General features: G+C 71.0%; 23 protein-coding genes. 13 read left to right on the top strand and 10 right to left on the bottom strand.

Going from position 1 to position 25808, the window contains the following annotated elements:
- Positions 1-13 precede the first annotated feature (13 nt).
- Positions 14-988 carry a carbohydrate kinase family protein gene (locus ACF1B9_RS01735; protein WP_391740056.1) on the bottom strand — a complete coding sequence of 325 codons (975 nt, stop codon included), beginning with the start codon at positions 986-988 and terminating at the stop codon, positions 14-16.
- Between the two features lie 160 nt (positions 989-1148).
- On the opposite strand from ACF1B9_RS01735, the gene ACF1B9_RS01730 reads away from it, so the two are divergent.
- Both ACF1B9_RS01730 and ACF1B9_RS01725 read left to right on the top strand, forming a co-directional pair.
- Positions 1149-1346, top strand: coding sequence for a hypothetical protein (locus tag ACF1B9_RS01730; protein WP_376284994.1), 198 nt, complete (start codon positions 1149-1151; stop codon positions 1344-1346).
- Between the two features lie 150 nt (positions 1347-1496).
- The gene (locus ACF1B9_RS01725) at positions 1497-2993 is read left to right on the top strand and encodes a hypothetical protein (protein WP_391740057.1); all 1497 of its coding nucleotides are present in this window, start codon (positions 1497-1499) and stop codon (positions 2991-2993) included.
- A 239-nt stretch (positions 2994-3232) separates the two neighbouring features.
- Here the strand turns inward: ACF1B9_RS01725 and ACF1B9_RS01720 are convergent, their stop codons facing one another.
- The gene (locus ACF1B9_RS01720) at positions 3233-3589 is read right to left on the bottom strand and encodes an iron-sulfur cluster assembly accessory protein (protein WP_030933606.1); all 357 of its coding nucleotides are present in this window, start codon (positions 3587-3589) and stop codon (positions 3233-3235) included.
- A 223-nt stretch (positions 3590-3812) separates the two neighbouring features.
- Here ACF1B9_RS01720 and nadA point away from each other — a divergent pair, with 223 nt between their 5' ends.
- Complete coding sequence (gene nadA / locus ACF1B9_RS01715) at positions 3813-5012, top strand: quinolinate synthase NadA (RefSeq protein ID WP_391740058.1); 1200 nt, start codon at positions 3813-3815, stop codon at positions 5010-5012.
- A 197-nt stretch (positions 5013-5209) separates the two neighbouring features.
- Here the strand turns inward: nadA and ACF1B9_RS01710 are convergent, their stop codons facing one another.
- From ACF1B9_RS01710 to ACF1B9_RS01690, 5 genes are all read right to left on the bottom strand, one after another.
- Positions 5210-8365, bottom strand: coding sequence for an efflux RND transporter permease subunit (locus ACF1B9_RS01710; protein ID WP_391740059.1), 3156 nt, complete (start codon positions 8363-8365; stop codon positions 5210-5212).
- A 164-nt stretch (positions 8366-8529) separates the two neighbouring features.
- Entirely contained in the window at positions 8530-9225 is a 696-nt protein-coding gene (locus ACF1B9_RS01705; RefSeq protein ID WP_376219972.1) for a response regulator, read from the bottom strand.
- The gene (locus tag ACF1B9_RS01700) at positions 9222-10481 is read right to left on the bottom strand and encodes a sensor histidine kinase (protein WP_391740060.1); all 1260 of its coding nucleotides are present in this window, start codon (positions 10479-10481) and stop codon (positions 9222-9224) included. The genes ACF1B9_RS01705 and ACF1B9_RS01700 overlap by 4 nt, the downstream gene beginning before the upstream one ends.
- A 238-nt stretch (positions 10482-10719) precedes the next feature.
- Positions 10720-10998 carry a hypothetical protein gene (locus tag ACF1B9_RS01695; RefSeq protein ID WP_391740062.1) on the bottom strand — a complete coding sequence of 93 codons (279 nt, stop codon included), beginning with the start codon at positions 10996-10998 and terminating at the stop codon, positions 10720-10722.
- A 9-nt stretch (positions 10999-11007) separates the two neighbouring features.
- Positions 11008-11787 carry a PspA/IM30 family protein gene (locus ACF1B9_RS01690; protein WP_342285684.1) on the bottom strand — a complete coding sequence of 260 codons (780 nt, stop codon included), beginning with the start codon at positions 11785-11787 and terminating at the stop codon, positions 11008-11010.
- Between the two features lie 285 nt (positions 11788-12072).
- Here ACF1B9_RS01690 and ACF1B9_RS01685 point away from each other — a divergent pair, with 285 nt between their 5' ends.
- From ACF1B9_RS01685 to ACF1B9_RS01675, 3 genes are all read left to right on the top strand, one after another.
- Positions 12073-12672: a DUF3043 domain-containing protein gene (locus ACF1B9_RS01685; protein WP_391740063.1), complete on the top strand. Its 600-nt coding sequence runs from the start codon at positions 12073-12075 to the stop codon at positions 12670-12672.
- Between the two features lie 95 nt (positions 12673-12767).
- Positions 12768-13526, top strand: coding sequence for a class I SAM-dependent methyltransferase (locus ACF1B9_RS01680; RefSeq protein WP_391740064.1), 759 nt, complete (start codon positions 12768-12770; stop codon positions 13524-13526).
- A 255-nt stretch (positions 13527-13781) separates the two neighbouring features.
- The gene (locus tag ACF1B9_RS01675) at positions 13782-14858 is read left to right on the top strand and encodes a S1C family serine protease (protein ID WP_391740065.1); all 1077 of its coding nucleotides are present in this window, start codon (positions 13782-13784) and stop codon (positions 14856-14858) included.
- Between the two features lie 85 nt (positions 14859-14943).
- On the opposite strand, the gene ACF1B9_RS01670 is transcribed toward ACF1B9_RS01675, so the two are convergent.
- On the bottom strand, positions 14944-15153 hold the full coding sequence (locus tag ACF1B9_RS01670; protein WP_351083283.1) for a hypothetical protein: 210 nt from the start codon (positions 15151-15153) through the stop codon (positions 14944-14946).
- Between the two features lie 128 nt (positions 15154-15281).
- Here ACF1B9_RS01670 and ACF1B9_RS01665 point away from each other — a divergent pair, with 128 nt between their 5' ends.
- The 5 genes from ACF1B9_RS01665 to ACF1B9_RS01645 all read left to right on the top strand — a co-directional run bounded on the left by ACF1B9_RS01665 (position 15282) and on the right by ACF1B9_RS01645 (position 21245).
- The gene (locus ACF1B9_RS01665) at positions 15282-16484 is read left to right on the top strand and encodes a bifunctional adenosylcobinamide kinase/adenosylcobinamide-phosphate guanylyltransferase (RefSeq protein WP_391740066.1); all 1203 of its coding nucleotides are present in this window, start codon (positions 15282-15284) and stop codon (positions 16482-16484) included.
- 91 nt (positions 16485-16575) lie between these two features.
- A complete protein-coding gene (locus ACF1B9_RS01660; RefSeq protein WP_391740067.1) occupies positions 16576-17415 on the top strand; it encodes a class I SAM-dependent methyltransferase in 840 nt (279 codons plus the stop codon).
- A gap of 95 nt (positions 17416-17510) precedes the next feature.
- The gene (cobT, locus tag ACF1B9_RS01655; RefSeq protein WP_391740068.1) at positions 17511-18623 is read left to right on the top strand and encodes a nicotinate-nucleotide--dimethylbenzimidazole phosphoribosyltransferase; all 1113 of its coding nucleotides are present in this window, start codon (positions 17511-17513) and stop codon (positions 18621-18623) included.
- A gap of 85 nt (positions 18624-18708) precedes the next feature.
- A complete protein-coding gene (locus tag ACF1B9_RS01650; protein WP_391740069.1) occupies positions 18709-20514 on the top strand; it encodes a phosphatidylglycerol lysyltransferase domain-containing protein in 1806 nt (601 codons plus the stop codon).
- Positions 20511-21245 (top strand): hypothetical protein, encoded by a 735-nt coding sequence (locus ACF1B9_RS01645; RefSeq protein WP_391740070.1) that lies wholly within the window; start codon positions 20511-20513, stop codon positions 21243-21245. Before ACF1B9_RS01650 ends, ACF1B9_RS01645 begins: the two co-directional genes overlap by 4 nt.
- Here the strand turns inward: ACF1B9_RS01645 and ACF1B9_RS01640 are convergent.
- Entirely contained in the window at positions 21188-21949 is a 762-nt protein-coding gene (locus ACF1B9_RS01640; protein WP_391740071.1) for a hypothetical protein, read from the bottom strand. The two genes, ACF1B9_RS01645 and ACF1B9_RS01640, sit on opposite strands and share 58 nt — an antisense overlap.
- A gap of 88 nt (positions 21950-22037) precedes the next feature.
- Between ACF1B9_RS01640 and ACF1B9_RS01635 the strand changes: the two genes are divergently transcribed.
- Positions 22038-22817, top strand: a complete 780-nt coding sequence (locus ACF1B9_RS01635) for an adenosylcobinamide-GDP ribazoletransferase (protein WP_391740072.1) — start codon at positions 22038-22040, stop codon at positions 22815-22817.
- 120 nt (positions 22818-22937) lie between these two features.
- Here the strand turns inward: ACF1B9_RS01635 and ACF1B9_RS01630 are convergent, their stop codons facing one another.
- Positions 22938-23777 (bottom strand): endo alpha-1,4 polygalactosaminidase, encoded by an 840-nt coding sequence (locus ACF1B9_RS01630; protein WP_391740074.1) that lies wholly within the window; start codon positions 23775-23777, stop codon positions 22938-22940.
- 259 nt (positions 23778-24036) lie between these two features.
- On the opposite strand from ACF1B9_RS01630, the gene ACF1B9_RS01625 reads away from it, so the two are divergent.
- On the top strand, positions 24037-25593 hold the full coding sequence (locus ACF1B9_RS01625; protein ID WP_391740075.1) for a leucyl aminopeptidase: 1557 nt from the start codon (positions 24037-24039) through the stop codon (positions 25591-25593).
- Positions 25594-25808: the final 215 nt, after the last annotated feature.

Here is a 25808-nt window from a genome sequence, read left to right as displayed (position 1 = left end):
CTCCCCTTCGGGATCAGCCCAGGTGTGCGCGGACCTCGGCGGCGGCGTCGTGGCCGTACGCCTTGGTGAAGCGGTCCATGAAGTGGGCGCGGCGCAGGGTGTACTCCTGGGTGCCGACCGTCTCGATGACCAGGGTGGCGAGCATGCAGCCGACCTGGGCGGCGCGCTCCAGGCCGACGCCCCAGGCGAGACCGGAGAGGAATCCGGCCCGGAAGGCGTCGCCGACACCGGTCGGGTCGGCCTTGATCTCCTCCTCGGGGCAGCCGACCTCGATCGGCTCGTGGCCGGCCCGCTCGATCCGCACGCCGCGGGCGCCGAGCGTGGTGACCCGGTGACCGACCTTGGCCAGGATCTCCGCGTCGCTCCAGCCGGTCTTGGACTCGATGAGCCCCTTCTCGTACTCGTTGGAGAAGAGGTACGTGGCGCCGTCCATGAGGATCCGGATCTCGTCGCCGTCCATCCGTGCGATCTGCTGCGAGAAGTCCGCGGCGAACGGGATGCCGCGGGTGCGGCACTCCTCGGTGTGGCGGAGCATCCCCTCGGGGTCGTCCGCGCCGATCGAGACGAGGTCGAGGCCGCCGACACGGTCGGCGACGGACTTGAGCTCGATGAGCCGCGCCTCGCTCATCGCGCCCGTGTAGAAGGAACCGATCTGGTTGTGGTCCGCGTCCGTCGTGCAGACGAAACGGGCGGTGTGCAGGACCTCGGAGATCCGGACCGACCCGGTGTCGACGCCGTGACGGTCGAGCCACGCGCGGTACTCGTCGAAGTCGGAGCCCGCGGCACCGACCAGGATCGGGCGGGTGCCCAGCAGGCCCATGCCGAAGCAGATGTTGGCGGCGACACCGCCCCGGCGCACATCGAGGTTGTCGACCAGGAAGGACAGCGAGACCGTGTGCAGCTGATCCGCGACCAATTGGTCGGCGAAACGGCCGGGGAAGGTCATGAGGTGATCGGTGGCGATGGAGCCGGTGACTGCGATTCGCACGGGGAGACTGCTCCTGTGGAGATCGGGGGGAACGGGTGACGGTGTTCCCGGGGCGGCGTGACAGTTCACGCTACCCGTTTCTCGCACTCGCCCTGAAGGGGGGAAAACTACCCGATAGTAGGGCTTTCTTCCCGAGGCGTGTGATGCCTACGGTGCGCGTATGTCGAACCACAACGCTCCACGCGAGTCCGAGATCAGCCTGGCCGAGCTGCGCGGTGACTGCGCGCGCATGGCTCCGCACTGGGTGGCTCCCGCGAAGTCCGCCCCCGTTCCGGTCGCACCGTCCCGCATTCACGGGGTGACCGTGCCTCCGGCCTCCGCGCGGCTGATCGACGCCATGTCCGACTACGGTGACTGAGCCCGGCGCTCCGGTCGCGGCCCCGCCCACGCCCCCGCCCACGAGGGAACCGTGCGCCCGCGTGCCCCGTCCCACCGTTGTCCCCACCCGCGGGACGGAGGGCAGGCCGGTGACGGTCTGTGACGGCAACGCAGGCGAAGGAGCGATCCGGTGAGCACCGAGCGACCCGACAACGACGTGACCGGCCCCCGGCGACGCTCGCCACTCGCCGTGGCCTCGGTGGCGGCAGCCGTACTGCTGGCCGGCGGCGGTGGCGCGTACTGGGCCGCGACCGCTGCGGACGGCGACGGCCGAAGCGGTGGCAGCGCGGCGGCCGACGGGGGGCGCACCCCTCCTCTGCCGGCCCTGGACGAGCACGCGGGCGGCCCGGCGGCACCCGACGGGTCCTCGCCGGGCACCGCACCCGGCATCGCGCCGGGCGAGCCCGACCCGCACGGCGGCCGGGTGGTCTATCGCGCCGCCGGCAGGCTTCCCGAGGGGCCGGGTACGGCGGCGGTGCAGCGCACCGAGGGCACCGTCTCCGCTGCGGAGGTGTCCCGGCTGGCGAAGGCGCTGGGCCTTGAGGGCACACCGCGGGCGGAGGGCACGTCCTGGAAGGTGGGGTCCGACAAGGACGGCTCCGGCCCGGCCCTCCGGGTGAACAAGCAGGCGCCGGGCACCTGGAGCTTCACCCGGTACGGCTCCGGCACTACGGACAACTGCGAGGGCGTCTCGGCCTGTTCGAGCACGAAGGCGGTCCCGGGCGACAGCGGTTCCCCGGTGGGCGAGGGCGCCGCGCGGGCCGCCGCGGCGCCGGTCCTGAAGGCGGTGGGGCAGGACGACGCCGCGCTCGACGCCCGGCAACTCATGGGCTCGGTACGGGTGGTGAACGCCGACCCGGTGGTGGACGGACTTCCCACCTATGGCTGGTCCACCGGGATCCAGGTGGGTTCGAGCGGTGAAGTGGTCGGTGGCAGCGGCCAGTTGAAGGCCCTGGAGAAGGGCGACAGCTATCCGGTGATCAGCGCGGGCGAGGCGCTGAAGCAGCTGAACGGGGCGGCGTCCAGGACGGACGGGCGCGCGGACATCGGCGGGTGCGCCACCCCTGTACCGCTGCAGGACGGCGTACCGCTGCAGGACGGCCTGAAATCGCCGCAGGTCCATTGCGGAACGCGGACCGGGGCGGAGCGGCCGACGACGACCGTGACGGTCGACAAGGCCGTGTTCGGCCTCACGGCGCGGTACGTGGCGGGCAAGCAGACGCTCGTACCGTCCTGGTTGTTCTCGCTGCGGCCGGCCACGGGCGGCACGGGCGGGACCGTGTCGCAGATCGCCGTGGACCCCGCGTACCTGACGAAGGAAGCACCGTCGGCGACGACCCCGGCCCCCGGGGACACGGAGAAGACCTCGCGGCAGATCCTGTCGTACAGCGCCGACGGGCGGACGCTGTCGGTGACGTTCTGGGGCGGGGCGTGCAGCACGTACACGGCGCGTGCGAGCGAGGACGGGAAGACGGTACGGGTGACGGTGGCGGAGGCGAAGCCGGCCGGGAAGAAGGTCTGCATCATGATCGCCAAGGAGCTGACCCGGACGGTGACGCTGGACGCGCCGCTCGGCGACCGGACGGTGGTCGACGTCGCGTCGGGCGGCGACGTGCCCCGCGACTGACGTCCGGACCCGTACACACGACACAGAGGCGAGGGGGCCCGGGTTAGGGGGCGGGGCCAGCGTGTTGGTGAGGCGGGCGCCAGACGGCTGCCGAGGTGGGGTGGGCGGCGGGGCCGGCGGCCGGTGGGGGGCCGCCGCCCCCCGCCAGTCTCCCCGCCACCCTCACACCCCCACGTGGGGCGCGGCCCCGGATTCCGGGGCCCCTCGCCTCTGTGTCGTTCCGCGAGCGCCTTCAGGGCTCAGCTGAAGGAGTCGCCGCAGGCGCAGGAGCCCGTGGCGTTGGGGTTGTCGATCGTGAAGCCCTGCTTCTCGATGGTGTCGACGAAGTCGATGGAGGCGCCGCCCAGGTACGGAGCGCTCATCCGGTCGGTGACGACCTTGACGCCGTCGAAGTCCTTCACGACATCACCGTCGAGCGAACGCTCGTCGAAGAAGAGCTGGTAGCGCAGGCCCGAGCAGCCGCCGGGCTGAACGGCGACGCGCAGCGCCAGGTCGTCACGGCCTTCCTGCTCCAGCAGGCCCTTGACCTTGGCTGCGGCGGCGTCGGACAGGAGGATGCCGTCGCTCACGGTGGTGGTCTCGTCCGATACGGACATCTGCTTCTCTCCCGGGTTGTACGGAGACTGCTTGCCGACGTTGCAACCGTCGGGACCGCGGATTCATTCCGGGCCGAGCGCTTGCCTGTTCCATTCATGCTCGCACACCGGACGCTCCCGGGGATGCGTCACATCGACACTATGGCCATCGTCAAAGTGACGTGAACCGGATATGATAGATAACGTCAATTAGACGAAAAGGCTCAAAGAAAGGGTACGTGACGTGACCACGGCCCACCCCGTCCAGGATCTCGACGTCCAGCCGACGCCCCTCGCCCTGCTCCTGCTCGGCCGGGAGGCCGACCCGAAGAGCGAGCGCGGCGTCGAGTGCCCCGGCGACCTGCCCTCCCCGTCCGACCCGGACCTCGTGGAGCGCGCCCGCGCGGCGAAGGAGAAGCTCGGGGACAAGGTGTTCGTCCTCGGCCACCACTACCAGCGCGACGAGGTCATCCAGTTCGCGGACGTCACCGGCGACTCGTTCAAGCTCGCCCGGGACGCGGCGGCGCGCCCGGAGGCCGAGTACATCGTCTTCTGCGGCGTGCACTTCATGGCCGAGTCCGCGGACATCCTGACCACCGACGACCAGAAGGTCGTGCTGCCGGACCTGGCGGCGGGCTGCTCGATGGCCGACATGGCCACCGCCGAGCAGGTCGCCGAGTGCTGGGACGTCCTGACCGACGCCGGGGTCGCCGAGCAGGTCGTCCCCGTCTCGTACATGAACTCCTCCGCCGACATCAAGGCCTTCACCGGCCGGCACGGCGGCACGATCTGCACCTCGTCCAACGCGAAGCGGGCGCTGGAGTGGGCGTTCGAGCAGCGGGAGCCCTCGGCGGGCAAGGTGCTCTTCCTGCCCGACCAGCACCTCGGCCGGAACACCGCGGTCCGGGACATGGGGATGACGCCGGCGGACTGCGTCCTCTACAACCCGCACAAGCCGAACGGCGGCCTGACCGCCGAGGAGCTGCGCAACGCCAAGATGATCCTGTGGCGCGGGCACTGCTCGGTGCACGGGCGCTTCTCGGTCGACTCCGTCAATGACGTGCGCGAGCGCATTCCGGGCGTCAATGTGCTGGTGCACCCGGAGTGCAAGCACGAGGTCGTGGCGGCGGCGGACTACGTCGGCTCGACGGAGTACATCATCAAGGCCCTGGAAGCGGCCCCGGCCGGCTCCAAGTGGGCGATCGGCACCGAGCTGAACCTGGTGCGGCGCCTGGCGAACCGCTTCGCGGCCGAGGACAAGGAGATCGTCTTCCTCGACAAGACGGTGTGCTTCTGCTCGACGATGAACCGCATCGACCTGCCGCACCTGGTGTGGGCGCTGGAGTCGCTGGCCGAGGGGAACCTGGTCAACCGGATCGAGGTCGACCCGGAGACGGAGAAGTACGCGAAGCTGGCGCTGGAGCGGATGCTGGCGCTGCCGTAGGGGTGTCGAGGTGAGGCCGCCCGGCGCGGCCGCGCCCGTGGCGAGGCGGCACGGGACGCCCGTGGCGGGCTTCGCCGCCCGCCCACCCCTGGCCGGGACCGGGTTCCTCCCGCAACCGGTTCCTCGGACGCGGCTGGAGACGCGGGAAGGCCCCGACACCGTTCCCTCGGTGCCGGGGCCTTCGCGTGCCTCGCGCGCTACGCCTTCGCGGGCTCGGGCTCCTCGGAAGTGGTCTCCTCCGGCTGCGCCGGAGCGGACAGACCCGCCTTCTTCGCCCGCTTGATCGCCTTCTTCTTCGCGCGGCGCTCCTTGCGGAGCTCGACCATCGCGTAGAGCGTCGGCACGAGCAGCAGGGTCAGCAGCGTCGACGTGACCAGGCCGCCGATCACCACGACCGCGAGCGGCTGCGAGATGAAGCCGCCCTCGCCGGTGACGCCGAGCGCCATCGGGAGCAGGGCGAAGATCGTCGCGAGTGCCGTCATCAGGATCGGGCGGAGCCGGTGCCGGCCGCCCTCGATGACTGCCTCGACGACGCCCATGCCCTGCGTCCGGTACTGGTTGATCAGGTCGATCAGCACGATCGCGTTGGTGACCACGATGCCGATCAGCATCAGCATGCCGATCATCGCCGGCACACCCATCGGGGTGCCGGTGACCACGAGCAGGCCGATCGCTCCGGTCGCCGCGAACGGGATGGAGACCAGCAGGATCAGCGGCTGGACCAGCGAACGGAAGGTCGCCACGAGCAGCATGAAGACGATCGCGATCGCGGCCAGCATGGCCAGGCCGAGCTTCAGGAACGCGTCGCTCTGGTCCTCGGAGACACCACCGATGGTGGCGGTGGCGCCGTCCGGGAGCTTCAGCGCGTTGATCTTCGTCTGGAGCGAGGCGCTGACCGCGCCGGTGTTGTCACCGACGGGCCTGGCAGTGATGGTCGCGGCGCGCTGGCCGTCGATCCGGGTCATCGAGACCGGTCCGGGGACCAGTTCGACGTCGGCGATCCGGCCGAGCTTCACCGGGCCGAGCGGGAGGTTCTTCAGCTCGGCCATCGTGGTCGCCGGGTGGGCGGACCTGATGACGACGTCACGCTCGGTGTCGTCCATGATCGCCTTGCCGGCCGGGGTCCCCCGCACCGCCCCGGCGACCGCCGCGCCGAGCGTGGCCTGGTCGAAACCGGCCTCCGCGGCCTTGGCGTTGGCCTTGACCGAGATCCGCGGGACGCTCTGCGCCAGGTCGCTCTGGACGTCGGTGACGTCCTTGATCTCGGCCACCTCGGCCCGTACCTCTTCGGAGGCCTTCTTCAGGACGTCCGCGTCGGCGGCCTTGACCACGACGCTGAGGTCCTGGCTGCCGAAGCTGCCGCCCGCGGAGACGGTGGTGTCACCGATGCCGTCGAGCTTGCCGAGCTCCGTGTCCAGGCGCTTCTGCACGGCCTCGGAGTCACCCGCGTCCTTCAGGGTGATCTGGTACGAGGCCTGGTTGGATCCCGTACCGCCGCCGAAGGCGGCCATGAAGCCGGAGGATCCGACGGTGACCTGGTAGTCCTTGACGCCCTTGTCGTCGGTGAGGACCTTCTCGACCTTCTTGGCCGCAGCGTCGGCCGCCGCCAGGCTGGTGCCGGGGGTCAGCTCCTGCTTGATGGAGAGGACCTCCTGCTCGCCCTGGTCGAAGAAGTTGGTCTTCAGCAGCGGGGCCATGCCGAAGGTGCCGAGCAGCACCACGATGGCGATGACGATGCTGGTGACACGGCGCCGGGTCGCGAAGCGCAGTACCGGGACGTACAGCCGCTGGAGCCGGCTGCGGGCTTCCTTCTCCTCGGCCTTGCGACGGGCCTCGTCCGGGTTCTCCGTGCTGCCCTTGGGGGCGCGCAGGAACCAGTACGACAGGACGGGGACGACGGTCAGCGAGACCAGCAGGGAGGCCAGCAGGGCCGCGGTGACGGTCAGCGAGAACGAGCCGAACAGTTCGCCGACCATGCCGCCGACGAGGCCGATCGGCAGGAAGACGGCGACCGTGGTGAGGGTCGAGGAGGTGACCGCACCGGCCACTTCCTTCACCGCGGTGATGATCGCCGACTGGCGCTCCTCGCCGTAGCCGAGGTGGCGCTTGATGTTCTCCAGGACCACGATCGAGTCGTCGACGACACGGCCGATCGCGATGGTCAGCGCGCCGAGCGTGAGCATGTTGAGCGACAGGTCACGGGTCCAGAGCACGATCAGCGCGAGGACCACGGAGAGCGGGATGGAGACCGCGGTGACCAGGGTCGAGCGCAGCGAGGCGAGGAAGACCAGGATCACGATGACCGCGAAGAGCAGACCCAGCGCGCCCTCGGTGGTGAGACCGGAGATCGCCTTGGAGACCGCCGGGCCCTGGTCGGTGACGACGGTCAGTTCGGCGCCGGCACCGAGGTCCTTGCGGAGGTCGGGGAGCTTGTCCTTGACCGCGTCCGAGATGGCGACGGCGCTGCCGTCCTTGTCCATCGTGGCCATCACGGCGAGGCTCGGCTTGCCGTTGGTGCGGGTGATGGAGACCGCGCTGGACGGCTCCTGCTTGACCGTGGCCACGTCGCCGACGCGGACCGGCTTGCCGGGCTTGCCGGTTGCCGGGTCCGTGCCGGTGACCCGCAGGTCCTCGATCTGCTTCAGGGAGGTGAACGCGCCGCCGACCTGGACGGTACGGCTCTTGCCCGACTCGGAGAAGGAACCGGCGGGGACGGTCGCCCCGCCCGCCTGGAGCGCCTGGGAGAGCGTCATGGCGTTCAGACCGGCGTCGGCGAGCTTCTTGTCGTCGGGGGTGATGGAGACCTGGAGGTCCTGCACACCGTCGACGGAGACCTGGCCGACGCCGCTGATGTCTTCCAGGGCGGGAACGACCGTGCGGTCCAGCTGGTCGGCGAGCGCCTGCTGATCCTTGTCGGAGGTGACGGCGAGGACGACGGTCGGGATGTCGTCCGTGGAGCCGGCGACGACCTGCGGGTCCACGGAGTCGGGAAGCTGGGCGCGGGCGCGGTTCACCGCCTGCTGGATGTCGGCGACGAGCTGCTTGGTGCCCTCGCTGCCGAAGTCGAAGGTCGCCATGATGACGGCGTTGCCCTCGCTGGCGGTCGAGGTGGTGCCGGTGACACCGTCGACGGCCTTGATGGAATTCTCAAGCGGTTCGACGACCTGCTTCTCGACCACATCGGGGGACGCACCCTGGTAGGGGGCGAGCACCGACACCATCGGGAGCTCGATGGTGGGCAGCAGCTGCTGCTTGAGCTGCGGGATCGCGATCGCTCCGAATACGAGCGCGACGATCGAGATCAGTCCGATCAGGGCCCGTTGCGCGAGGCTGAATCTGGACAGCCAGGACATGGGTGGGTCTCTCTTCTGTGGCTTACGCGGCAGATGGGCGGGCGGCTGGGGGACAGACCCGACCCACCTATACGATCGCCGACCCGCAAGGGCTCGGGCGTCGGCCCAGGGTCGCTTTCTTATGTCGCGCATACCGCAGGTGGAGTACGCCGTATCTCCACCCGTTACTCCACCCGGGGGCGCACCAGGCCCGATTCGTAGGCAATTACCACCAATTGGGCGCGGTCCCGGGCACCCAGCTTCGCCATCGCCCTGTTCACATGTGTCTTCACGGTGAGGGGGCTGACCACGAGCCGCTCGGCGATCTCGTCGTTGGAGTGCCCGCCCGCGACCAGGACCAGCACTTCGCGTTCGCGGCCGGTGAGCGCGGCGAGCCGGTCGGAGTACTCCGCGGCGCTCGGTCCGCCGCCGTCCGAACTGCCGCCCTGCGCAAGGAAGCTGGCGATCAGCCCCTTGGTCGCGGCCGGTGAGAGCAGCGCCTCGCCGCCCGCGGCGACACGGATGGCGTTGAGCAGTTCCTCCGGCTCCGCTCCCTTGCCGAGGAAGCCGGAGGCCCCGGCCCGCAGCGACTGCACCACGTACTCGTCCACCTCGAACGTGGTGAGCATGACGACCCGCACGTCCGCCAGTTCCGGATCGGCGCTGATCATGCGGGTCGCGGCGAGTCCGTCCGTGCCGGGCATCCTGATGTCCATCAGCACCACGTCGGCACGGGTCGAGCGGGCGAGCGCAACGGCCTGCGCGCCGTCCGCCGCCTCGCCGACCACCTCCATGTCGGCCTCCGAGTCGACCAGCACTCGGAACGCGCTGCGCAGCAGCGCCTGGTCGTCGACGAGCAGCACCTTGATGGGCGGCGTCATGTGTTCTCCCCCGTCCGGCCCGCCGGGCCCGGCTCATCCGGCTCTGCCGTGCGGGCCTTGACGGGCAGGATCGCATGGACCCGGAATCCACCGCCGTAGCGGGGCCCGGCGGTGAGGGAGCCACCGAGCGCGGTGACGCGTTCGCGCATGCCGAGGAGGCCGTGCCCGCCGCCGTCCCCGTTGTGTCCTCCCCCGCCCGAGCCGTTGTCGATCACCGTCACCTCGGCCGTGGCCCCGACCCGTACGACACTGACCTCGGCCCTCGCCCCGGGGCCCGCGTGCTTGCGCACATTGGTCAGCGCCTCCTGGATCACCCGGTACGCGGCCAGGTCGACGGCCGCGGGCAGCGGGGGCCGCCGGTCGGTGCAGGCCACCTCGACCGGGAGCCCGGCCCGCCGGACGGTGTCCACCAGCTCGTCGAGGACCGCGAGGCCCGGGGCCGGTTCGGTCGGCGCCTCCGGGTCGCCGGACTGACGCAACAGCCCGACGGTGGCCCGCAGTTCGTTCAGCGCGGAGCGGCTCGCCTCCCGGACGTGGGCCAGCGCCTCCTTGGCCTGGTCGGGTCGCTTGTCCATGACATGGGCGGCGACCCCGGCCTGGACGTTGACCAGGGCGATGTGGTGGGCGACGACATCGTGCAGATCGCGGGCGATCCGCAGCCGCTCCTCGGCGACCCGGCGCCGGGCCTCCTCGTCGCGGGTGCGCTCCGCCCGTTCCGCGCGCTCCCGGATCGCGTCGACGAAGGCCCGCCTGGAGCGGACGGCGTCCCCCGCGGCCCCGGCCATACCGGTCCAGGCGAAGACGCCGAAGTTCGCCTGGCTGTACCAGGGCGGCGTGCCGAAGAGCATCGCGGCGGCCGTCAGCGCGGCCATCGTGAGCAGGCCCACCCGCCAGGTGGTGGGCCGGTCGGTGCGGGAGGCGACGGTGTAGAGCGCGATCACGGTGCTCATCACCACCGGGGCCGGCGGGTCGAACCGCACCAGCTCGACGACGGTCAGCGCGGCGGTGGCCGCGAGCACCGGCATGGGGTTCCGCCGCCGCCAGATGAGCGCGACGGCGCCGAGCACCATCAGGAGCACACTGGCCGCTTCGGGCGTACGGGTACCGAAGGTGGGTCCGTCGGGTCCGTTCGGCTCGATGAACGATCCGATGATCATGGCCACGAGCACGGCCAGGGCGAGCGCCGCGTCCAACGCGAGGGGATGGTCGCGCAGCCAGTGCCGGACGCGCTGAACCCCGGTTCCGAGGGTGGTCACGTCAAGCTACGTTACGGCGTGTCGCGCGGGAATCGTCCCGGTCGTACGGAGGCATCGGCACGAACGCGCGGATCGGCGGAGCACCCGCAATGCACGGCACCCAAAATGCGTCGAACGTCCGGAGCGCGGTCCGGACGGCGCGGCCGGCCGGGTCCATCGGACCGGACAAGGCCGTGCCCCTGTCCGGCGGACCGGACACGGGGCACGGACTCGTGCGGGAGCTGGAGAACGCCCGGCGTCAGCCGGGGATCAGACCGTCGTCCCGGAGCATGGCGCGCACCTCTTCGAGGGTCGCGTCGGACGACGGCAGGATCAGCCCGGACGGCTCCAGGGAGTCGTCCGGCAGGGGTGTGCCGAGCTCGCGCACCCTGGCGAGGAGCGCGTGGAGGGTGGAGCGAAAGCCGGGGCCGTCGCCGCGCTCCATCTCGGCGAGCAGTTCGTCGTCGAGCTCATCGAGCTCGGCGAAGTGACTGTCGGCCAGTGCGACCTGGCCCTCCCCCATGATCCGTACGATCATGACGCTGCCTCAACTCTTGTCGAACCTGTGCGGGGACTGCGACGACTGCTGCTGCGCGGCATCCTGCGGGCCGCCCTCGATCGCCTGCTGGGTGGAGCCGCCGGCCAGCTCGGCCTTCATGCGCTGCAGCTCCAGCTCCACATCCGTACCACCGGAGATCCGGTCCAGCTCGGCGGCGATGTCGTCCTTCGCCGTCCCGGTCGGGTCGTCCAGGGCTCCGGAGGCGAGCAGTTCGTCGATCGCGCCCGCCCGTGCCTGCAGCTGCTGGGTCTTGTCCTCGGCCCGCTGGATCGCCAGGCCGACATCGCCCATCTCCTCGGAGATCCCGGAGAAGGCCTCGCCGATCCGGGTCTGCGCCTGGGCAGCGGTGTAGGTGGCCTTGATGGTCTCCTTCTTGGTCCGGAAGGCATCGACCTTGGCCTGAAGCCGCTGGGCCGCGAGAGTGAGCTTCTCCTCCTCGCCCTGCAGCGTGGTGTGCTGCGTCTCCAGGTCGGTGACCTGCTGCTGGAGTGCGGCGCGCCGGGACAGCGCCTCGCGGGCCAGGTCCTCGCGGCCGAGCGCGAGCGCCTTGCGGCCCTGGTCCTCCAGCTTGGACGACTGGCCCTGCAGCTGATTCAGCTGCAGCTCCAGCCGCTTGCGCGAAGTCGCCACGTCGGCGACCCCGCGGCGCACCTTCTGAAGCAGCTCCAGCTGCTTCTGGTACGAGTAATCGAGGGTCTCGCGCGGATCCTCGGCCCGGTCAAGGGCCTTGTTTGCCTTCGCGCGGAAGATCATCCCCATACGCTTCATGACACCGCTCATGGGCTTCGCGCGCCCCCTTCTGACGGACTGAGCTCCAGCACTCCAACAGAACCCACAGTACGGGCCCTGTCTCTATTACCGCACTGTTCGAGCACAGATGTGCTCCTCCCCAAGGACGACTGCGCCCGGTCACCGCTCCGGCCCAGGGAGTAGGTGGTGGTCGGGGAAACCGCTGACGACGCCCGTGGGGACACCAGCGAGGACGCAGGCCGTTGCCGGATCGTTCCCGACCGGCCTGGGGTCCCGGCGATCGAACCCGTACCCTTGGGCCTTGTGTTCCGTAGCCGTTCGAAGGAAGAGAAGGCGCCCACCGGCAAGGTGACGGCGGACCTCTCCAAGCAGCCCCGCGACCCGCAGGCCCCCAAAGGTCGCCCCACCCCCAAGCGCAGCGATGCCCAGTCGCAGCGCCGTCGCGCCTCCAGTGGTGCGCCGCTCGACCGCAAGGAGGCCATGAAGCGGCAGCGCGAAGCGCGCCGTGTGGACCTGGCCAAGCAGCGTGAGGCGCTCGCCAGTGGCGACGAGCGCTATCTGCCGGTTCGTGACAAGGGCCCGGTGCGGCGCTTCGTCCGCGACTACGTGGACTCGCGTTTCTGTATCGCGGAGTTCTTCCTGCCGCTCGCCGTGATCATTCTGATCCTCAGCGTGATCCAGGTGCGGAACATCCAGAACATCTCCCTGCTGCTCTGGCTCATCGTGATCGTGCTGATCGTCATCGACTCGATCGGTCTCGCGTTCCGCCTGAAGAAGCAGCTGAACGCACGCTTCCCCAATACGCCCAAGCGCGGCGCGGTCTCCTACGGGCTGATGCGTACGCTTCAGATGCGTCGACTCCGGCTGCCGAAGCCGCAGGTCAAGCGCGGAGAGCGGCCCTGAGCACGGACATCTCCGGCTCGGTCGGCGGTCCTGCCGCCGACCTGCCGGACAGCCCTGCGCCCGCCCTGGTCACCGGATTCTCGGGAGCCACCCCGATGTGGCTGAAGGGGCTCGGCGGACTGCGCAACACCGTCCGCCAGGAGCTCGTCGCGCGACAGCTCGACGAGCAGATAGCCGCCCGTTTCCCGGTCGGGCAGCGGCTGCGCGTCCTCGACGTCGGCATGGGCCAGGGCACCCAGGCGCTGCGCCTGGCCAGGGCCGGTCACGCCGTCACGGGCCTGGAGTCCGACGCGGAGATGCTGCGGGTGGCCCGTGAGGCGCTCGGCAGCGAACCCGCGGGCATCCGTGAGCGGGTCCGGCTGATCGAGGGCGACGGCCTGGACACCGGGGTGCACTTCCTGCCCGGCAGCTTCGATGTGGTGCTCTGCCACGGCGTGCTGATGTACGTCCGGGAGCCGGACGCGATGCTGGCCGGACTGGCGCGGATGCTGGCCCCCGGCGGACTGCTCTCGCTGCTCGTGCGGAACGCCGACGCGCTGGCGATGCGCCCCGGGAGCGCCGGGGACTGGGACGCCACGCTGACCGCCTTCGACACGGATACGTACATCAACCGGCTGGGCCTCGCGGTTCGGGCCGACCGGCTGGACGCCCTGACGGCCACGCTGGCCGGGATCGCCGCGCCCCTGCACGCCTGGTACGGGGTGCGCGTCTTCACGGACAACGTCGGTAACGACGTGGAACTGCCGGCCGCCGCCGAACTGGAGCAGGTGCTGGCCGCGGAGGACCGGGCCGGGCGGACGGACCCGTACCGCCGGGTGGCCGCCCTGCTGCATCTGTGCGGGGTCCGGGGCTAGGACCTCCCGTTCGTCATGCCGGGCTCGCGGGTTCCGGCCTGATCCGGACGGAAGACCCCAGGGGCTTCGGGGACACCTCGGGACACGCACCCCGGAACCCGTCCGGCGGATCGGAGTCGGACAGGCGGCGGGGGCGTCCGACGAACCCCCTGGACCGGCCCGGAGGCGCGAGCCGATCGCGAAAGACGCCGGGAGGGGTGCCCGGTCAGCCTCTCCCGAGAGGCCCCCGAAGGGATCAAAAGCGACAATCCGGACATGGATGCATTCCACTCCCGCAGCCGTGTACGTCGTCTGCTGCTGCCGCTGACCGCAGGTTTCTGTGCGCTCGCCCTGGTGAGCGGCTGCTCGGACGCGAGCTCCGATTCACCGAGCCCCGATCCCACCACGTCGGCCTCCGCCAGCCGGGCCGCCAGTGATCTGCAGAGCGACTACCAGGCCGTGATCAAGAATGTGCTGCCGTCGGTCGTGCAGATCCAAGCCGGCAACAGCCTGGGCTCCGGCGTCGTCTACGACTCCAAGGGCCACATCGTCACCAACGCCCATGTGGTCGGCAACGAGAAGACGTTCAAGGTCACCGTCGCCACCGGCGAGAAGGTGGAGAACGCCACGCTGGTCTCCTCCTACCCGGAACAGGATCTGGCCGTCATCAAGCTGGACACCGTACCGAAGGGGCTGAAGCCCGCGCAGTTCGGTGACTCGGGCAAGGTCGAGGTGGGGCAGATCGTGCTGGCGATGGGATCGCCGCTCGGGCTGTCCTCCAGCGTCACCCAGGGCATCGTCTCGGCGCTCGGCCGGACCGTCAGCGAAAGCCGCGTGGGCGGGGGCACGGGCGCGACGATCGCGAACATGGTGCAGACCTCGGCGGCGATCAACCCGGGGAACAGCGGTGGCGCGCTGGTCAACCTCGACAGCCAGGTGATCGGCATCCCGACCCTGGGGGCGATCGACCCGCAGATGGGTAATTCCGCGGCACCGGGAATCGGTTTCGCGATCCCCGTGTCGATGGTGAAGACGGTCGCCGACCAGATCATCAAGAGCGGCAGGGTCACCGAATCGGGCCGGGCGGCGCTGAACATCGTCGGGCGCACGGTCGTCGACGCGAACTACCAGCCGGCCGGAGTGGCCCTGGTCAGCGTGACGAAGGACGGCGCGGCGGACAAGGCGGGGCTGCAAGTCGGCGACATCATCACCAAGATCGGTGATCTGCCGGTCACGACGATCACGTCCCTGTCGGAGGCGCTGGCCTCGGACAAGCCGGGCCAGAAGGTCACCGTGACGTATCTGCGCAACGGGACGGAGACGACGGCGAAGGTCACCCTGGGCGAGATCTGACCTCACGCCCGATCCGCGGCCGTACGGGCTCGGCGGCACGCCCGAGCCCGTACGGCCGGCACAAGGACCGGCACGTCGGGGCGGATCAGCCCTGGTCGGCCTGGAGGCTCATGGGGCCGTAGATCTTCGTCGTGTCCTCGAAGAGCGTCACCTGGTCCGCCCCACCGTCGAGGAGTTCCTTCCAGTACTCACCGATCCAGGACTCCGCGTCGCCCTGCGTCGTGAATTCCTCCGGCCGCAGGGCCGGCTCCGTCTCCGTACCGTCGGACTTCTCGAACCGCCACGTCCACGCCATGTCCGCCTCCTGGGTCGCTTTGCTGCCCGCAGCCTAGTGCCTCCGACCAGTGACGGAACGGGTCGTGCGCCGGTCCGGACACCCCCCAGGTCGCGCAGCCGGCGCGCGGACGCGGGAGGATCGGAGACGTGGAACTGACTCTGCTCGGCACCGGAGCCCCCGACGGGCTGCCGCGGCCCGATTGCCCATGCGCCGCCTGCGCCACCGCCCGCGGGGCACGCTCGCGGGCCGCGACCGCCCTGCTGATCGACGACGCGCTGCTGCTCGATCTCACGCCGGGGGCCGTGTTCGCCGCGGCCCGTGCGGGGCACTCGCTCACCGGCGTACGGCAGGTGCTGCTCACCCACCCGCACGACGGGCCCGCCGTGGAACTGCCCGCCGGGCTGCCTCCGGCGGGACGGGTACCGGACGGACGGGAGCTGACACTGATCAGCGGGCATCGGGTGCGGGCGGTGCCGATGGACGCGCCGGGTACGGGCTACGAGGTGACCGCGCCGGAGGGCGCCCGGCTGCTCTACCTGCCGCCGGGCGGCGCCCCCTCCGGTCTCGCGGACCGGGTGGCACAGCCGTACGACATGGTGGTGGGCGATGTCGTCGGGCGGCCGGACGCGGTGGCACGGCTGCGGGCCGTCGAGGCGATCGGGCCGGCCACCGAGATCGTCGCCGTCCACCTGGACCACGACGCGCCGCCCGGCGCCGAACTGGACCGGCGGCTCGCCGCGGCCGGCGCGCGGGCCGTGCCGGACGGGACGACGCTGATGGTGGGCGAGTACCACGCGGTGCCGGAGGTGCCGCGGCGCACGCTGGTGACCGGCGGCGCCAGGTCGGGGAAGTCGGTGGAGGCCGAGCGGCGACTGGAGACCTACCCCGAGGTGGTCTACGTGGCGACCGGTGGAGGCAGGGAGGGGGACGCGGAGTGGGCGGCCCGGATCGGACTGCACCGGGAGCGCAGGCCGGCCGCCTGGCGCACGGAGGAGACCTGCGAGCTGGTGGAGCTGCTGGAATCGGACGGGCCGCCGCTGCTGATCGACTGTCTGTCGTTGTGGCTGACGGACGCGATGGACCGGGTGAACGCCTGGGACGACGCGGCATGGGCGGGCGGCGGCGAGGACACGCTGCGGGAGCGGACCGCCGAGCTGGTCGCCGCGGTGCGCGGAACACGGCGCACGGTCGTCGCCGTGACCAACGAGACCGGCTCGGGCGTGGTGCCCGCGTCGGCTGCCGGACGACGGTTCCGGGACGAGCTGGGGCGGTTGAACGCCGCGTTCGCCGCCGAGTGCGAGCAGGTGCTGCTGGTGGTGGCCGGACAGGTGCTGACGCTGCGCGGTTGACCGGAACGCGGCGACGGGAACGGGACGGGGAACGGACTCGGACACGGAGCGCGGAATCGCCGACGGAACGCGAGAACCAGGAGGAGCGGACATGGCAGGCGTACGACCGATGCTGAACGGGGTTCCCGAGACCCTGTTGTGGACGCTGTACAACCGGGCGTACGAGGCGGGGCAGCGCTACCCGGTGCTGGACGATCCGGTGGCCCTGCGGCTGCTGAAGGATCTGGACTACCCCTTCGAGGAGCGGTTCGGGCGGCCGAACGCGTTCCACTCGCAGGCCCAGGGGCTGCGCTCCCGCTGTTTCGACCTGGCCGTGCAGAGCTATCTCGCCGACCGGCCGCAGGCCACGGTGGTCGCGCTCGGCGACGGGCTGGAGACCGGCTTCTGGCGGGTCGACAACAACCGGCTGAACTGGCTGAGCGTGGAGCTTCCCGAGGTCGCCGAGCTGCGCCGGGCGCTGCTGCCCGCCTCCGACCGGCTGCGCACCCTGGCCCGGTCGGCGACCGATCTGTCCTGGCTGGACGAGATCGAGGACCCGGTGGGCCGCGGGGTCGTCGTGACGACGCAGGGGCTGCTGATGTATCTGCCTCCCCCCGAGGTACGGAGGATCCTGGCGGGCTGCGCCGAACGTCTGCCCGGCGGCATCCTGGTCCTGGACACGATGGCGCGCTGGCTGGCCAGGGGCACGGTGGCCGGTACGTCGAAGGTCGGCCGGATGACCGTTCCGCCGATGCGCTGGGCGATGAACCCCGGCGAGCGGCACAAGCTGCGCTGCGCGCATCCGGCGATCACCGAGGTGCGGGCGCTGCGGCTGCCGCGGGGGCGGGGCGCGATGGGCGAACTGATCCGGCTCCAGTCGCTGTTGCCGGGGCTGCGGACCCTGACACCCGCGATGACACAGCTGCGGTTCGGAGGTGGTACTCCGCACTGACCGGACGTCAGAAATGTGACGGGTACTGTTCCGCAGTGAGCCCGCCGCCGGGCTCACCGGCCCATTGGACGCATCGACCCGCGAGGCAGACCCCCGTGAATCTGGACGACTTCTCCGACCTGATCGAACGCCCCGACGGCGGCGTACGGCGCGACGCCGAGGAACGCCGGGAGCGTCTGGCCGTTCCTCCGGGCGCCCTCGGCCGCCTGGACGAGCTGGGCGAATGGCTCTCCGCCGCCCAGCAGTCCGTACCGGTCAGGGCGATCGAGCAGCCACGCGTGGTGCTCTTCGCCGGCGACCACGGGGTCGCCGAGCTGGGTGTCTCCGGGCGCCCCGCCGGGACCGCGTACGAGCTGGTGCGGGCCACGCTGGAGGGTTCCACCCCGCTCGCCGTGCTGGCCCGGCAGTTCTCCGTACCGGTGCGGATCGTCGACGCCGGTCTGGACTGCGACCCTGAGCTGCTGCCCGAGTCGGTGGTCCGTCACCGGGTGCGGCGCGGCAGCGGCCGGATCGACATCGAGGACGCGCTGACGGCCGAGGAGGCCGAGCAGGCGGTGCGTCTGGGCATGACGATCGCCGACGAGGAGGCCGACTCGGGCACGGATCTGGTGGTGCTCGGCGATCTGAGCGTCGGCGGTACGACGGCCGCGGCCACGTTGATCGCGGCGCTGTGCGGCACGGACGCCTCGGTGGTCACCGGGCGCGGCGGTGCGGGCATCGACGATCTGGCGTGGATGCGCAAGTGTGCGGCGATCCGGGACGCGCTGCGGCGGGCCCGGCCGGTCCTCGGTGATCAGCTGGAGCTGCTTGCCACGGTGGGCGGTGCGGATCTGGCGGCCACGACCGGGTTCCTGCTGCAGTGCGCGGTGCGCAGGCTGCCGGTGATTCTGGACGGGGTGGTCTCCTCGGCCTGTGCGCTGGTGGGTCAGCGGGCGGCGTTCCGGGCACCGGACTGGTGGTTGGCGGGCCAGGCGAGCGGAGAGCCGGCGCAGTCCAAGGCCCTGGACCGGATGGCGCTCAACCCCTTGCTGGACCACGGCGTCATGGTGGGGGAAGGAAGCGGGGCATTGCTCGCACTTCCACTTGTTCGGGCCGCGGCCGCACTGGCGGCGGAGCTGCCCGAGCGCGCACCCGTCGCCGATGAGAAGGACGGTGCCGGCGAAGAGGCCGACGGAAGCGGCGCCGACCACGACGCGACCGACGGCTGACGGACCCGGCAGAGCTGCGGTCGCCGAACAAACGGCCGCAGCACAGTCCCCTCATGCTGCGCGATGCAACATATGATCGCTTTTCATGGGAGAGGTCCGATTGTCCACCGAGGATTCCGGGCGGGGCAGCCCCCGGGCACAGAGCACCGCCCGGTCACGCCGCAGTGCCGCGTTCACCATCTGGTACCTGCGCGTCGTGTCGTTCATCAATTTCCTGAGCGCGGTCTGGGTCACGCTCGGAAACGACCTGCGCCGCCACAACACCGCGAACTACTTCACCCCGTATCTGCTCACCGCGGGCTTCTCCTCCGGGGTGGTCGCCCTCTTCCTCGCGATCACCATGCGCCGCCGCAAGCGGGCCGCCTGGATCGTGAACATAGTGGTGAGCAGTCTTCTGCTGCTGCTCTTCGTCCTGGTGATCCCGTTCCCGGAAGTGCGGCAGTATCCGCAGAACTGGGTCTCGCTGGTGCTGACCGCCGTCTTCGTGCTGGCCCTGGTTCTCGGGCGGCGTGAGTTCTACGCGAAGGGCGACCGGTCCAACCCCCGGCTGGCCGCGATCGTCGCGGTCGGCGGGCTCCTGGTCACCTCGCTGATCGCCGCGGGCCTGGTGACCCTCACCAACACCGCGCACGACGAATACCGCTCGACCTTCCTGGACCGCTGGCGCTACGGCACCCTGCGGCTGGTCTCGATCACCGACAACGACACCAACTACCCCGGGATCACCACGCCCGGCTGGGTCAACGTCAGCATCAACATCCTCTCCACCCTGCTGCTGATCGCCGTCGTGTACGCGGCGTTCCGGGCCCGCCGGGCCGTCGACCCGATCACCTCCGAGGACGAGGCCCGGCTGCGCGTGCTGCTCGACAAGCACGGCGAGCGGGACTCGCTCGGGTACTTCGCGCTGCGCCGGGAGAAGAGCGTCATCTGGTCGCCCACCGGGAAGGCCGCCGTCGCCTACCGGGTGGTCGGCGGGGTCTCGCTGGCCTCCGGCGATCCCATCGGAGACCCGGAGGCGTGGCCCGGCGCGATCGAGCCGTGGCTGGCCGAGGCCCGCGAGCACGGCTGGATCCCGGCCGCGATGGGGGTGAGCGAGGAAGGCGGCACCATCTACGCGCGGCACGGCCTCGACGCCCTGGAACTGGGCGACGAGGCGATCGTGGAGACCGCCGAGTTCACCCTCGAAGGACGCGCGATGAGGACCGTGCGCCAGGCCTACAACCGGGTCAGGCGCGCCGGGTACGACGTGACCGTCCGCCGGCACGCCGACATCCCCGCCGACGAGATGGCCGAACTGGTGGGGCGTGCCGACGACTGGCGCGACGGGGCGACCGAGCGCGGCTTCTCGATGGCGCTGGGCAGGCTGGGCGATCCGGCCGACGGGCAGTGCGTCATGCTCGAATGCCGCGACGCGCCCACGGAGGAGGGTGGCGGTCCGGGCGAGTTGCGCGCGGTGCTGAGCTTTGTGCCGTGGGGGCCGAACGGCCTCTCGCTGGACCTGATGCGCCGTGACCGTGACGCCGAGAACGGCCTGATGGAGTTCATGGTCATCGAGCTCCTGCAGCGCGCCGAGGAGATCGGGATCACCCAGGTCTCGCTGAACTTCGCGATGTTCCGGTCCGTCTTCGAGCGGGGTTCACGGCTCGGCGCCGGACCGGTGCTGAGGCTGTGGCGCTCCATGCTCAGCTTCTTCTCGCGCTGGTGGCAGATCGAGTCGCTCTACCGCGCGAACGCCAAGTACCGACCGATCTGGGAGCCGCGCTTCATGCTCTTCGAGAAGAGTTCGGACCTGCTGCGCATCGGCCTCGCGGCGGGTCGGGCCGAAGGGTTCCTGGAGGCGCCCGGACTGCCCAAGTGGCTGCACCGCTCGCATCTCGGGACCCGTGGATGAGACCGGTGCGCGCCCTGCGCAGAGCGGCCTGTCACGAGTGGGGCCCGCTGTTCTCGACCGTACGCGACGCACTCGCCACCTCGCGGTTGCAGGCGATCCCGATGACGCTCGCGGCCGTCTGTCTGACGGCACTGGTCCAGGTGGTGCAGAACCAGTCCTGGGGGTACGGGCCGGTGCACGACCTCGGGGCGGTGCGGGCCGAGGACCCGCTGTGGGCGGCCCTGCTGCGCACCCCGTTGTCGCTGTTCGTCCCGGCGCTGGACCTGCCGGTGTGGGGGGCACTGGTGCAGATCCTGGTGGTGTTCGGGACCGCCGAGATCTGTCTGGGCCGCCGGCGCACCCTGCTGATCGCGTACGTCGCGACGCTAGCCGGGACGATGTATGCGCGGATCGGCGTCTCGATCGATCCCGAAGGGCTGTTCGGGCTGCCCGCGACGGATGCCGAGGTCGTCGACACCGGCCCGTCGGCGGCGGTGGTCGGGCTGGCCGTCTATGTGTGTTACGTCTACCGGGCCTGGTTCACCGGGGCCCTGGTGATCGCGGCGATGGTGGCCGAAATGATCTTCAAGAACAATCTGGCGGGCAAGGAGCACCTGGCCGCGATCGCCGCGGTGCTCGTGCTGTGCGCCGCCACGCTCCGCCGGGACCGGCGCCGGCTCCGGCGCCGCCGGGCTCAGGGCTTGGGGCCCGGGGCCGGAGACCGGTCCGGGGCGCCGCCGATCAGGTCCTGAAATCGGCGGCGCGGGCCCGCCCAGCGCACATCGTGGTGGTAGGCGCGCAGCATCGCTCGCGCACGGGCGCGGTGGCGCTTGCGGTAGAAACGCCTCGCCCACATCGAGGTCGGCCGGGCCAGCCGGATCGCCCCGATCAGCGCGACGAACGGAACGAGGGTGCCGAGGACCGCGAGCCGCGCCTTGCCCTTGAACAGGGAGATCAGCACGAAGCAGAAGTTGACGACCAGGGTCAGGACGACACCGAGCCTGCTCTGCTGCTCCTCGCTGCTCAGCTCGTTCACGCCGAGCGGTGAGAAACCGGCCAGGACCAGCAGCACCAGCGCCGCCGTGAGGACCACGATCTCCACGCTCTGGCGGCCCTCCTCGGTCCAGTACACGTCGTCGAGGTGGAGGATCAGGGCGAACTCGTCCAGCACCAGACCCGCACCCATGCCGAAGATCACCGCGCAGACCCCCGCGGTGACGCCGTGGCGTCCGCTGGCGACCGCCCCGAAACCGCCGACGACGCTGAGCACCACCCCGGGCACCACGTGATGGATATGCACCCCACCGGGCGTGATGTTGCGGAACGGCCCCTTCCCTGCCCTGATCATCCGGGTGATGAACCGGGTGATGGCGAAGGTGAGCACAAAGGCGGCCAGGGCGAGGAGCAGCGGCAGCTTCCCCGGCTCGACGATGTTGCGATCGAACCAGTGACCCATGCCACCCACTCCCGATAGGACGCTTCCGTCACGATCTGTCGCGTTCTGTCCAATCTATCGGCCTGGCGCAGCGATTAGCCTGCGCGCCGTGACCTCCCTGAACAGCCATGGCCTGCGTTTCGCCTTCGGCACCCTGACCGTGCTCCCCGTCCGCGTCACCCGCTGGGACCGCGGTACCGCCCGCGCCGGGATGCTGTGCGCGCCGCTGGCCGGCCTCGTCGTGGGGCTGCTCGCGACGGTGCCCGGCGGCCTGTTGCTGCTGCTCGGCTCCGGCCCGCTGCTCGCCGCGGTCGCGTCCGTCGCCGTACCGGCCGTGCTGACCCGGGGGCTGCACCTGGACGGCCTCGCGGACACCGCGGACGGCCTGGGCAGCGGCAGACCCGCCGACGACGCCCTGCGGATCATGAAGCGGTCGGACATCGGGCCGTTCGGTGTGATCACCCTGCTGTTCGTGCTGTCGGCCCAGGTCGCGGTCCTCGACCAGTTGTACGGGCAGGGCTGGGTGCGGGGAGCGGTGGCGGCGGTCGTCGCCGCGGTCACCGCCCGGCTGGCGCTCACGCTGGCTTCCCGTCAGGGCGTGCCGGCGGCCCGTCCGGAGGGGCTGGGCGCGGCGGTGGCGGGCACGGTCACGCTCCGGGCCGCGGTGGCGGTCGGGGCCGTCGTGGTCGTGGGCTGCGCGGGGGGCGGCGCGCTCCTCGGCGGGTACGGAGCACCGCGCCACGCCCTCGCCGCGCTGGTCGCCCTCGGCGTCGCGCAACTTCTGCTGCGCCACTGCGTGCGGCGCTTCGGCGGGGTGACCGGCGATGTCTTCGGCGCCCTGGAGGAGACGGCGGCGACGGCGGTCCTGGTGATGCTGGCCCTCGGTTAGGGCCTCTCGTCCGGATCACGCCGGGCGCGCCCCGGTGCCACGCCTCGCCGCGTCGCCGTCGGCCGGGGCCCGGCCCGGCCGACCGGCCGGGACCTGTCCGCCCCCGCTCCGGGACAGCCCTCAGGCACGGGCCCCCGGGCACTCCTGGCGCCATGCTCCGAGCTCGTACTTCTTGAGCAGTGAGCTGAGCCCCAGCCGCTTCGACCCGGCGCAGAACCGGGAGACCGGCAGTTCGTACTCCACGTGGAAGACGGCCTTGTCCGCCTTCACGAACGGGGTGAGCGCCTCGCACTCGTCGTACTGCGCGCACTGTTCATTGACCGCGAAGTCGAAGTCCGGCTCCAGCTCCGGGATCTGGCCAAGGTCGTTCTTCAGGCCGACGGCGAGTCCGTGGCGGTGTGCGATACGCGCGATGAGCCGGTTGTAGCGCAGCTGGTCGGCGGCGGTCAGCGGGAAACCCGTGCGGTTGCGGTAGCCGTCCATGTTGTCGGGCTCCACCGCGTCGAAGCCCTTCCTCGCGCACATCGCGATCCGTTCCTCCATCAGCGGCTCCAGGACGTCCGTGCGACGGATGTCGAGCCAGCGCTCCCCCGCCCACCCGTTGCCCTTGCCCCGCACCGAGGCGGGGAACTTCCCGGCGTCCGGGCGGAATTCCTCCCAGGCACCGGTGGAGAGGTAGCAGATCACCTTGCGGCCCCGGCGGTGCAGATCGGAGACGGCCGAGGCCTTGTGCTCGAAGCCGTCGATGTCGTACACCGGGACATCCACGGTGGGGTCCAGCCGGCCGGAGAGCTGCCACTGCCAGCCGATGCCGACCTTCGGCCGCCAGTGGTCCTTCGCGCCGCTCTCCGGCGCCGAGGTGCAGCCGGTCAGCAGGACCAGCACAGCCAGCAGAATCGGCACAGTGACCGGCAACGCCGGTCCCGGTCGCGTCACGCGTGCAGCCCCATGGGCGCGCATGGTTCTCCCCCCATGGGTCCGTCACCGACAACGACCCTACTTCCACGGCGCGTTCGTGCCGCACGGCCCCCGATCCCGCGGCGCTCGATCTCGGCAACGACGCCACGACGGGCCGCGGACGGCCCGCCGCCGTGATCCCGCAGCAAAGGCGCGCGTAGGCTCATTCCCGGCACATTGCGGCGGCGTCTACGATGCGCCGGGCACGGTCGGCCCACCCCTCGACCGACAACGAACTCAACGGAAGCGAGATTTCACCACCGTGACTGCTCTCACTCTCAGCACTGCCGGTGCGGCGACGCTGCGCGCCGACGCACTCGTCGTCGGCGTCGCCAAGGGCTCTGGATCCAAGACTGGGAGTCTGGTCCTCGCACCGGGCTCCGAGGCCGTGGACAAGGCGTTCGGCGGTAAGCTCGCCACCGTCCTGGAGGCCCTGGGCGCCGCGGGTGCCGAGGGCGAGGTGACCAAGCTCCCCGCGCCCGACGGCCTCAAGGTCCCGGTCGTCATCGCGGCCGGACTCGGCTCCGTCCCGGAGAAGGACGCGGCGTACGACGCCGAGGCACTGCGCCGGGCCGCGGGCTCGGCCGCCCGTGCCCTGACCGGCTCGAAGAAGGCCGGCTTCGCGCTGCCCGTCGCGTCCGCCGAGGACGCCGAGGCGATCGCCGAGGGCGCGCTCCTCGGTGCGTACGCCTTCACCGCGTACCAGGGCGGCGAGGACAAGCTGGCGCCCAAGGGCAAGAAGAACGGCAACGGCGCGAAGCTGCCGCTCGGCGAGGTCGCCCTGCTCGGCACCAAGCCGCGCGACAAGGCGTTCAAGGCGGCCGCCGAGCGTGCCGTCGCGGTCGTCGAGGAGATCAACCGCGCCCGCGACCTGATCAACACCCCGCCGAACGACCTGTACCCCGAGTCCTTCGCCGCCGTGGCCACCGCCGCGGGCAAGGAGCACGGCATCAAGGTGCAGGTCCTCGACGAGAAGGCGCTCGTCAAGGGCGGCTTCGGTGGTCTGCTGGGCGTCGGCCAGGGCTCGACCCACGGCCCGCGCCTGGTGAAGCTCGCCTACACGCACCCGAAGGCGGAGAAGACCCTGGCCCTGGTCGGCAAGGGCATCACCTACGACTCGGGCGGCATCTCGCTGAAGCCGGCCGGTCACAACGAGACGATGAAGTGCGACATGAGCGGCGCCGCCGCCGTGTTCGCGAGCGTCGTCGCGGCCGCCCGTCTGGGCCTCCAGGTCAATGTCACCGGCTGGCTGGCGCTGGCCGAGAACATGCCGTCGGGCAACGCCACCCGCCCCGGTGACGTGCTGCGCATGTACAGCGGCAAGACCGTCGAGGTCCTGAACACGGACGCCGAGGGCCGGCTCGTCCTCGCCGACGCGCTGACCCGCGCCTCGGAGGAGAACCCGGACGCGATCGTCGACGTGGCGACCCTGACCGGCGCCATGGTGCTGGCGCTGGGCAACCGCACCTTCGGCATCATGGCGAACGACGACGCCTTCCGTACCTCCATCCACGAGATCGCCGAGGAGGTCGGCGAGGCCTCCTGGCCGATGCCGCTCCCCGCCGACCTGCGCAAGGGCATGGACTCCCCGACCGCCGACATCGCCAACATGGGCGAGCGGATGGGCGGCGGCCTGGTCGCCGGTCTGTTCCTGAAGGAGTTCGTGGGCGAGGGCATCGCCTGGGCGCACCTGGACATCGCGGGCCCGGCCTTCCATGAGGGCGCGCCGTACGGCTACACGCCGAAGGGCGGCACCGGTTCCGCCGTCCGCACGCTGGTGAAGCTGGCCGAGCGCACCGCTGCCGGAGACCTCGGCTGACGCAGCAGCCGACCTACGGCCCCGGGCATACGTCCGGGGCCGTACGTGTTCTCCGGGTGGCATCGCGGCAGGGATCCGGCAGGTTTCGCTCTCAACGAAATCCGCATGTCTCTACGCAGCGGTAACCACCTGGGACGGTTGATCATCCGTCCCAGACCCGGGCCCCGCGTCCCGCTCACCGTCAACAAGTGCGAAGATGGGTTCTCGGCAGGACA

Source organism: Streptomyces sp. NPDC014727 (genome assembly GCF_043083485.1).
In the GTDB taxonomy this organism is placed as follows: domain Bacteria; phylum Actinomycetota; class Actinomycetes; order Streptomycetales; family Streptomycetaceae; genus Streptomyces.
The sequence above is the reverse complement of the archived record's forward strand: the minus strand, read 5'-3'. Positions and strand labels throughout refer to the sequence as shown.

Bases quoted from the DNA above. Each gene is read 5' to 3' on its own strand.
- ACF1B9_RS01705 (WP_376219972.1), bottom strand. From the start codon at position 9,225: ATGACGCCGCCCATCAAGGTGCTGCTCGTCGACGACCAGGCGCTGCTG.
- ACF1B9_RS01660 (WP_391740067.1), top strand. From the start codon at position 16,576: ATGGCAGGCGTACGACCGATGCTGAACGGGGTTCCCGAGACCCTGTTG.
- ACF1B9_RS01650 (WP_391740069.1), top strand. From the start codon at position 18,709: ATGGGAGAGGTCCGATTGTCCACCGAGGATTCCGGGCGGGGCAGCCCC.
- ACF1B9_RS01720 (WP_030933606.1), bottom strand. From the start codon at position 3,589: ATGTCCGTATCGGACGAGACCACCACCGTGAGCGACGGCATCCTCCTG.
- ACF1B9_RS01645 (WP_391740070.1), top strand. From the start codon at position 20,511: ATGAGACCGGTGCGCGCCCTGCGCAGAGCGGCCTGTCACGAGTGGGGC.
- ACF1B9_RS01690 (WP_342285684.1), bottom strand. From the start codon at position 11,787: ATGAAGCGTATGGGGATGATCTTCCGCGCGAAGGCAAACAAGGCCCTT.
- ACF1B9_RS01680 (WP_391740064.1), top strand. From the start codon at position 12,768: ATGTGGCTGAAGGGGCTCGGCGGACTGCGCAACACCGTCCGCCAGGAG.
- ACF1B9_RS01695 (WP_391740062.1), bottom strand. From the start codon at position 10,998: ATGATCGTACGGATCATGGGGGAGGGCCAGGTCGCACTGGCCGACAGT.
- ACF1B9_RS01670 (WP_351083283.1), bottom strand. From the start codon at position 15,153: ATGGCGTGGACGTGGCGGTTCGAGAAGTCCGACGGTACGGAGACGGAG.
- ACF1B9_RS01710 (WP_391740059.1), bottom strand. From the start codon at position 8,365: ATGTCCTGGCTGTCCAGATTCAGCCTCGCGCAACGGGCCCTGATCGGA.
- ACF1B9_RS01730 (WP_376284994.1), top strand. From the start codon at position 1,149: ATGTCGAACCACAACGCTCCACGCGAGTCCGAGATCAGCCTGGCCGAG.
- ACF1B9_RS01675 (WP_391740065.1), top strand. From the start codon at position 13,782: ATGGATGCATTCCACTCCCGCAGCCGTGTACGTCGTCTGCTGCTGCCG.
- ACF1B9_RS01640 (WP_391740071.1), bottom strand. From the start codon at position 21,949: ATGGGTCACTGGTTCGATCGCAACATCGTCGAGCCGGGGAAGCTGCCG.
- ACF1B9_RS01630 (WP_391740074.1), bottom strand. From the start codon at position 23,777: ATGCGCGCCCATGGGGCTGCACGCGTGACGCGACCGGGACCGGCGTTG.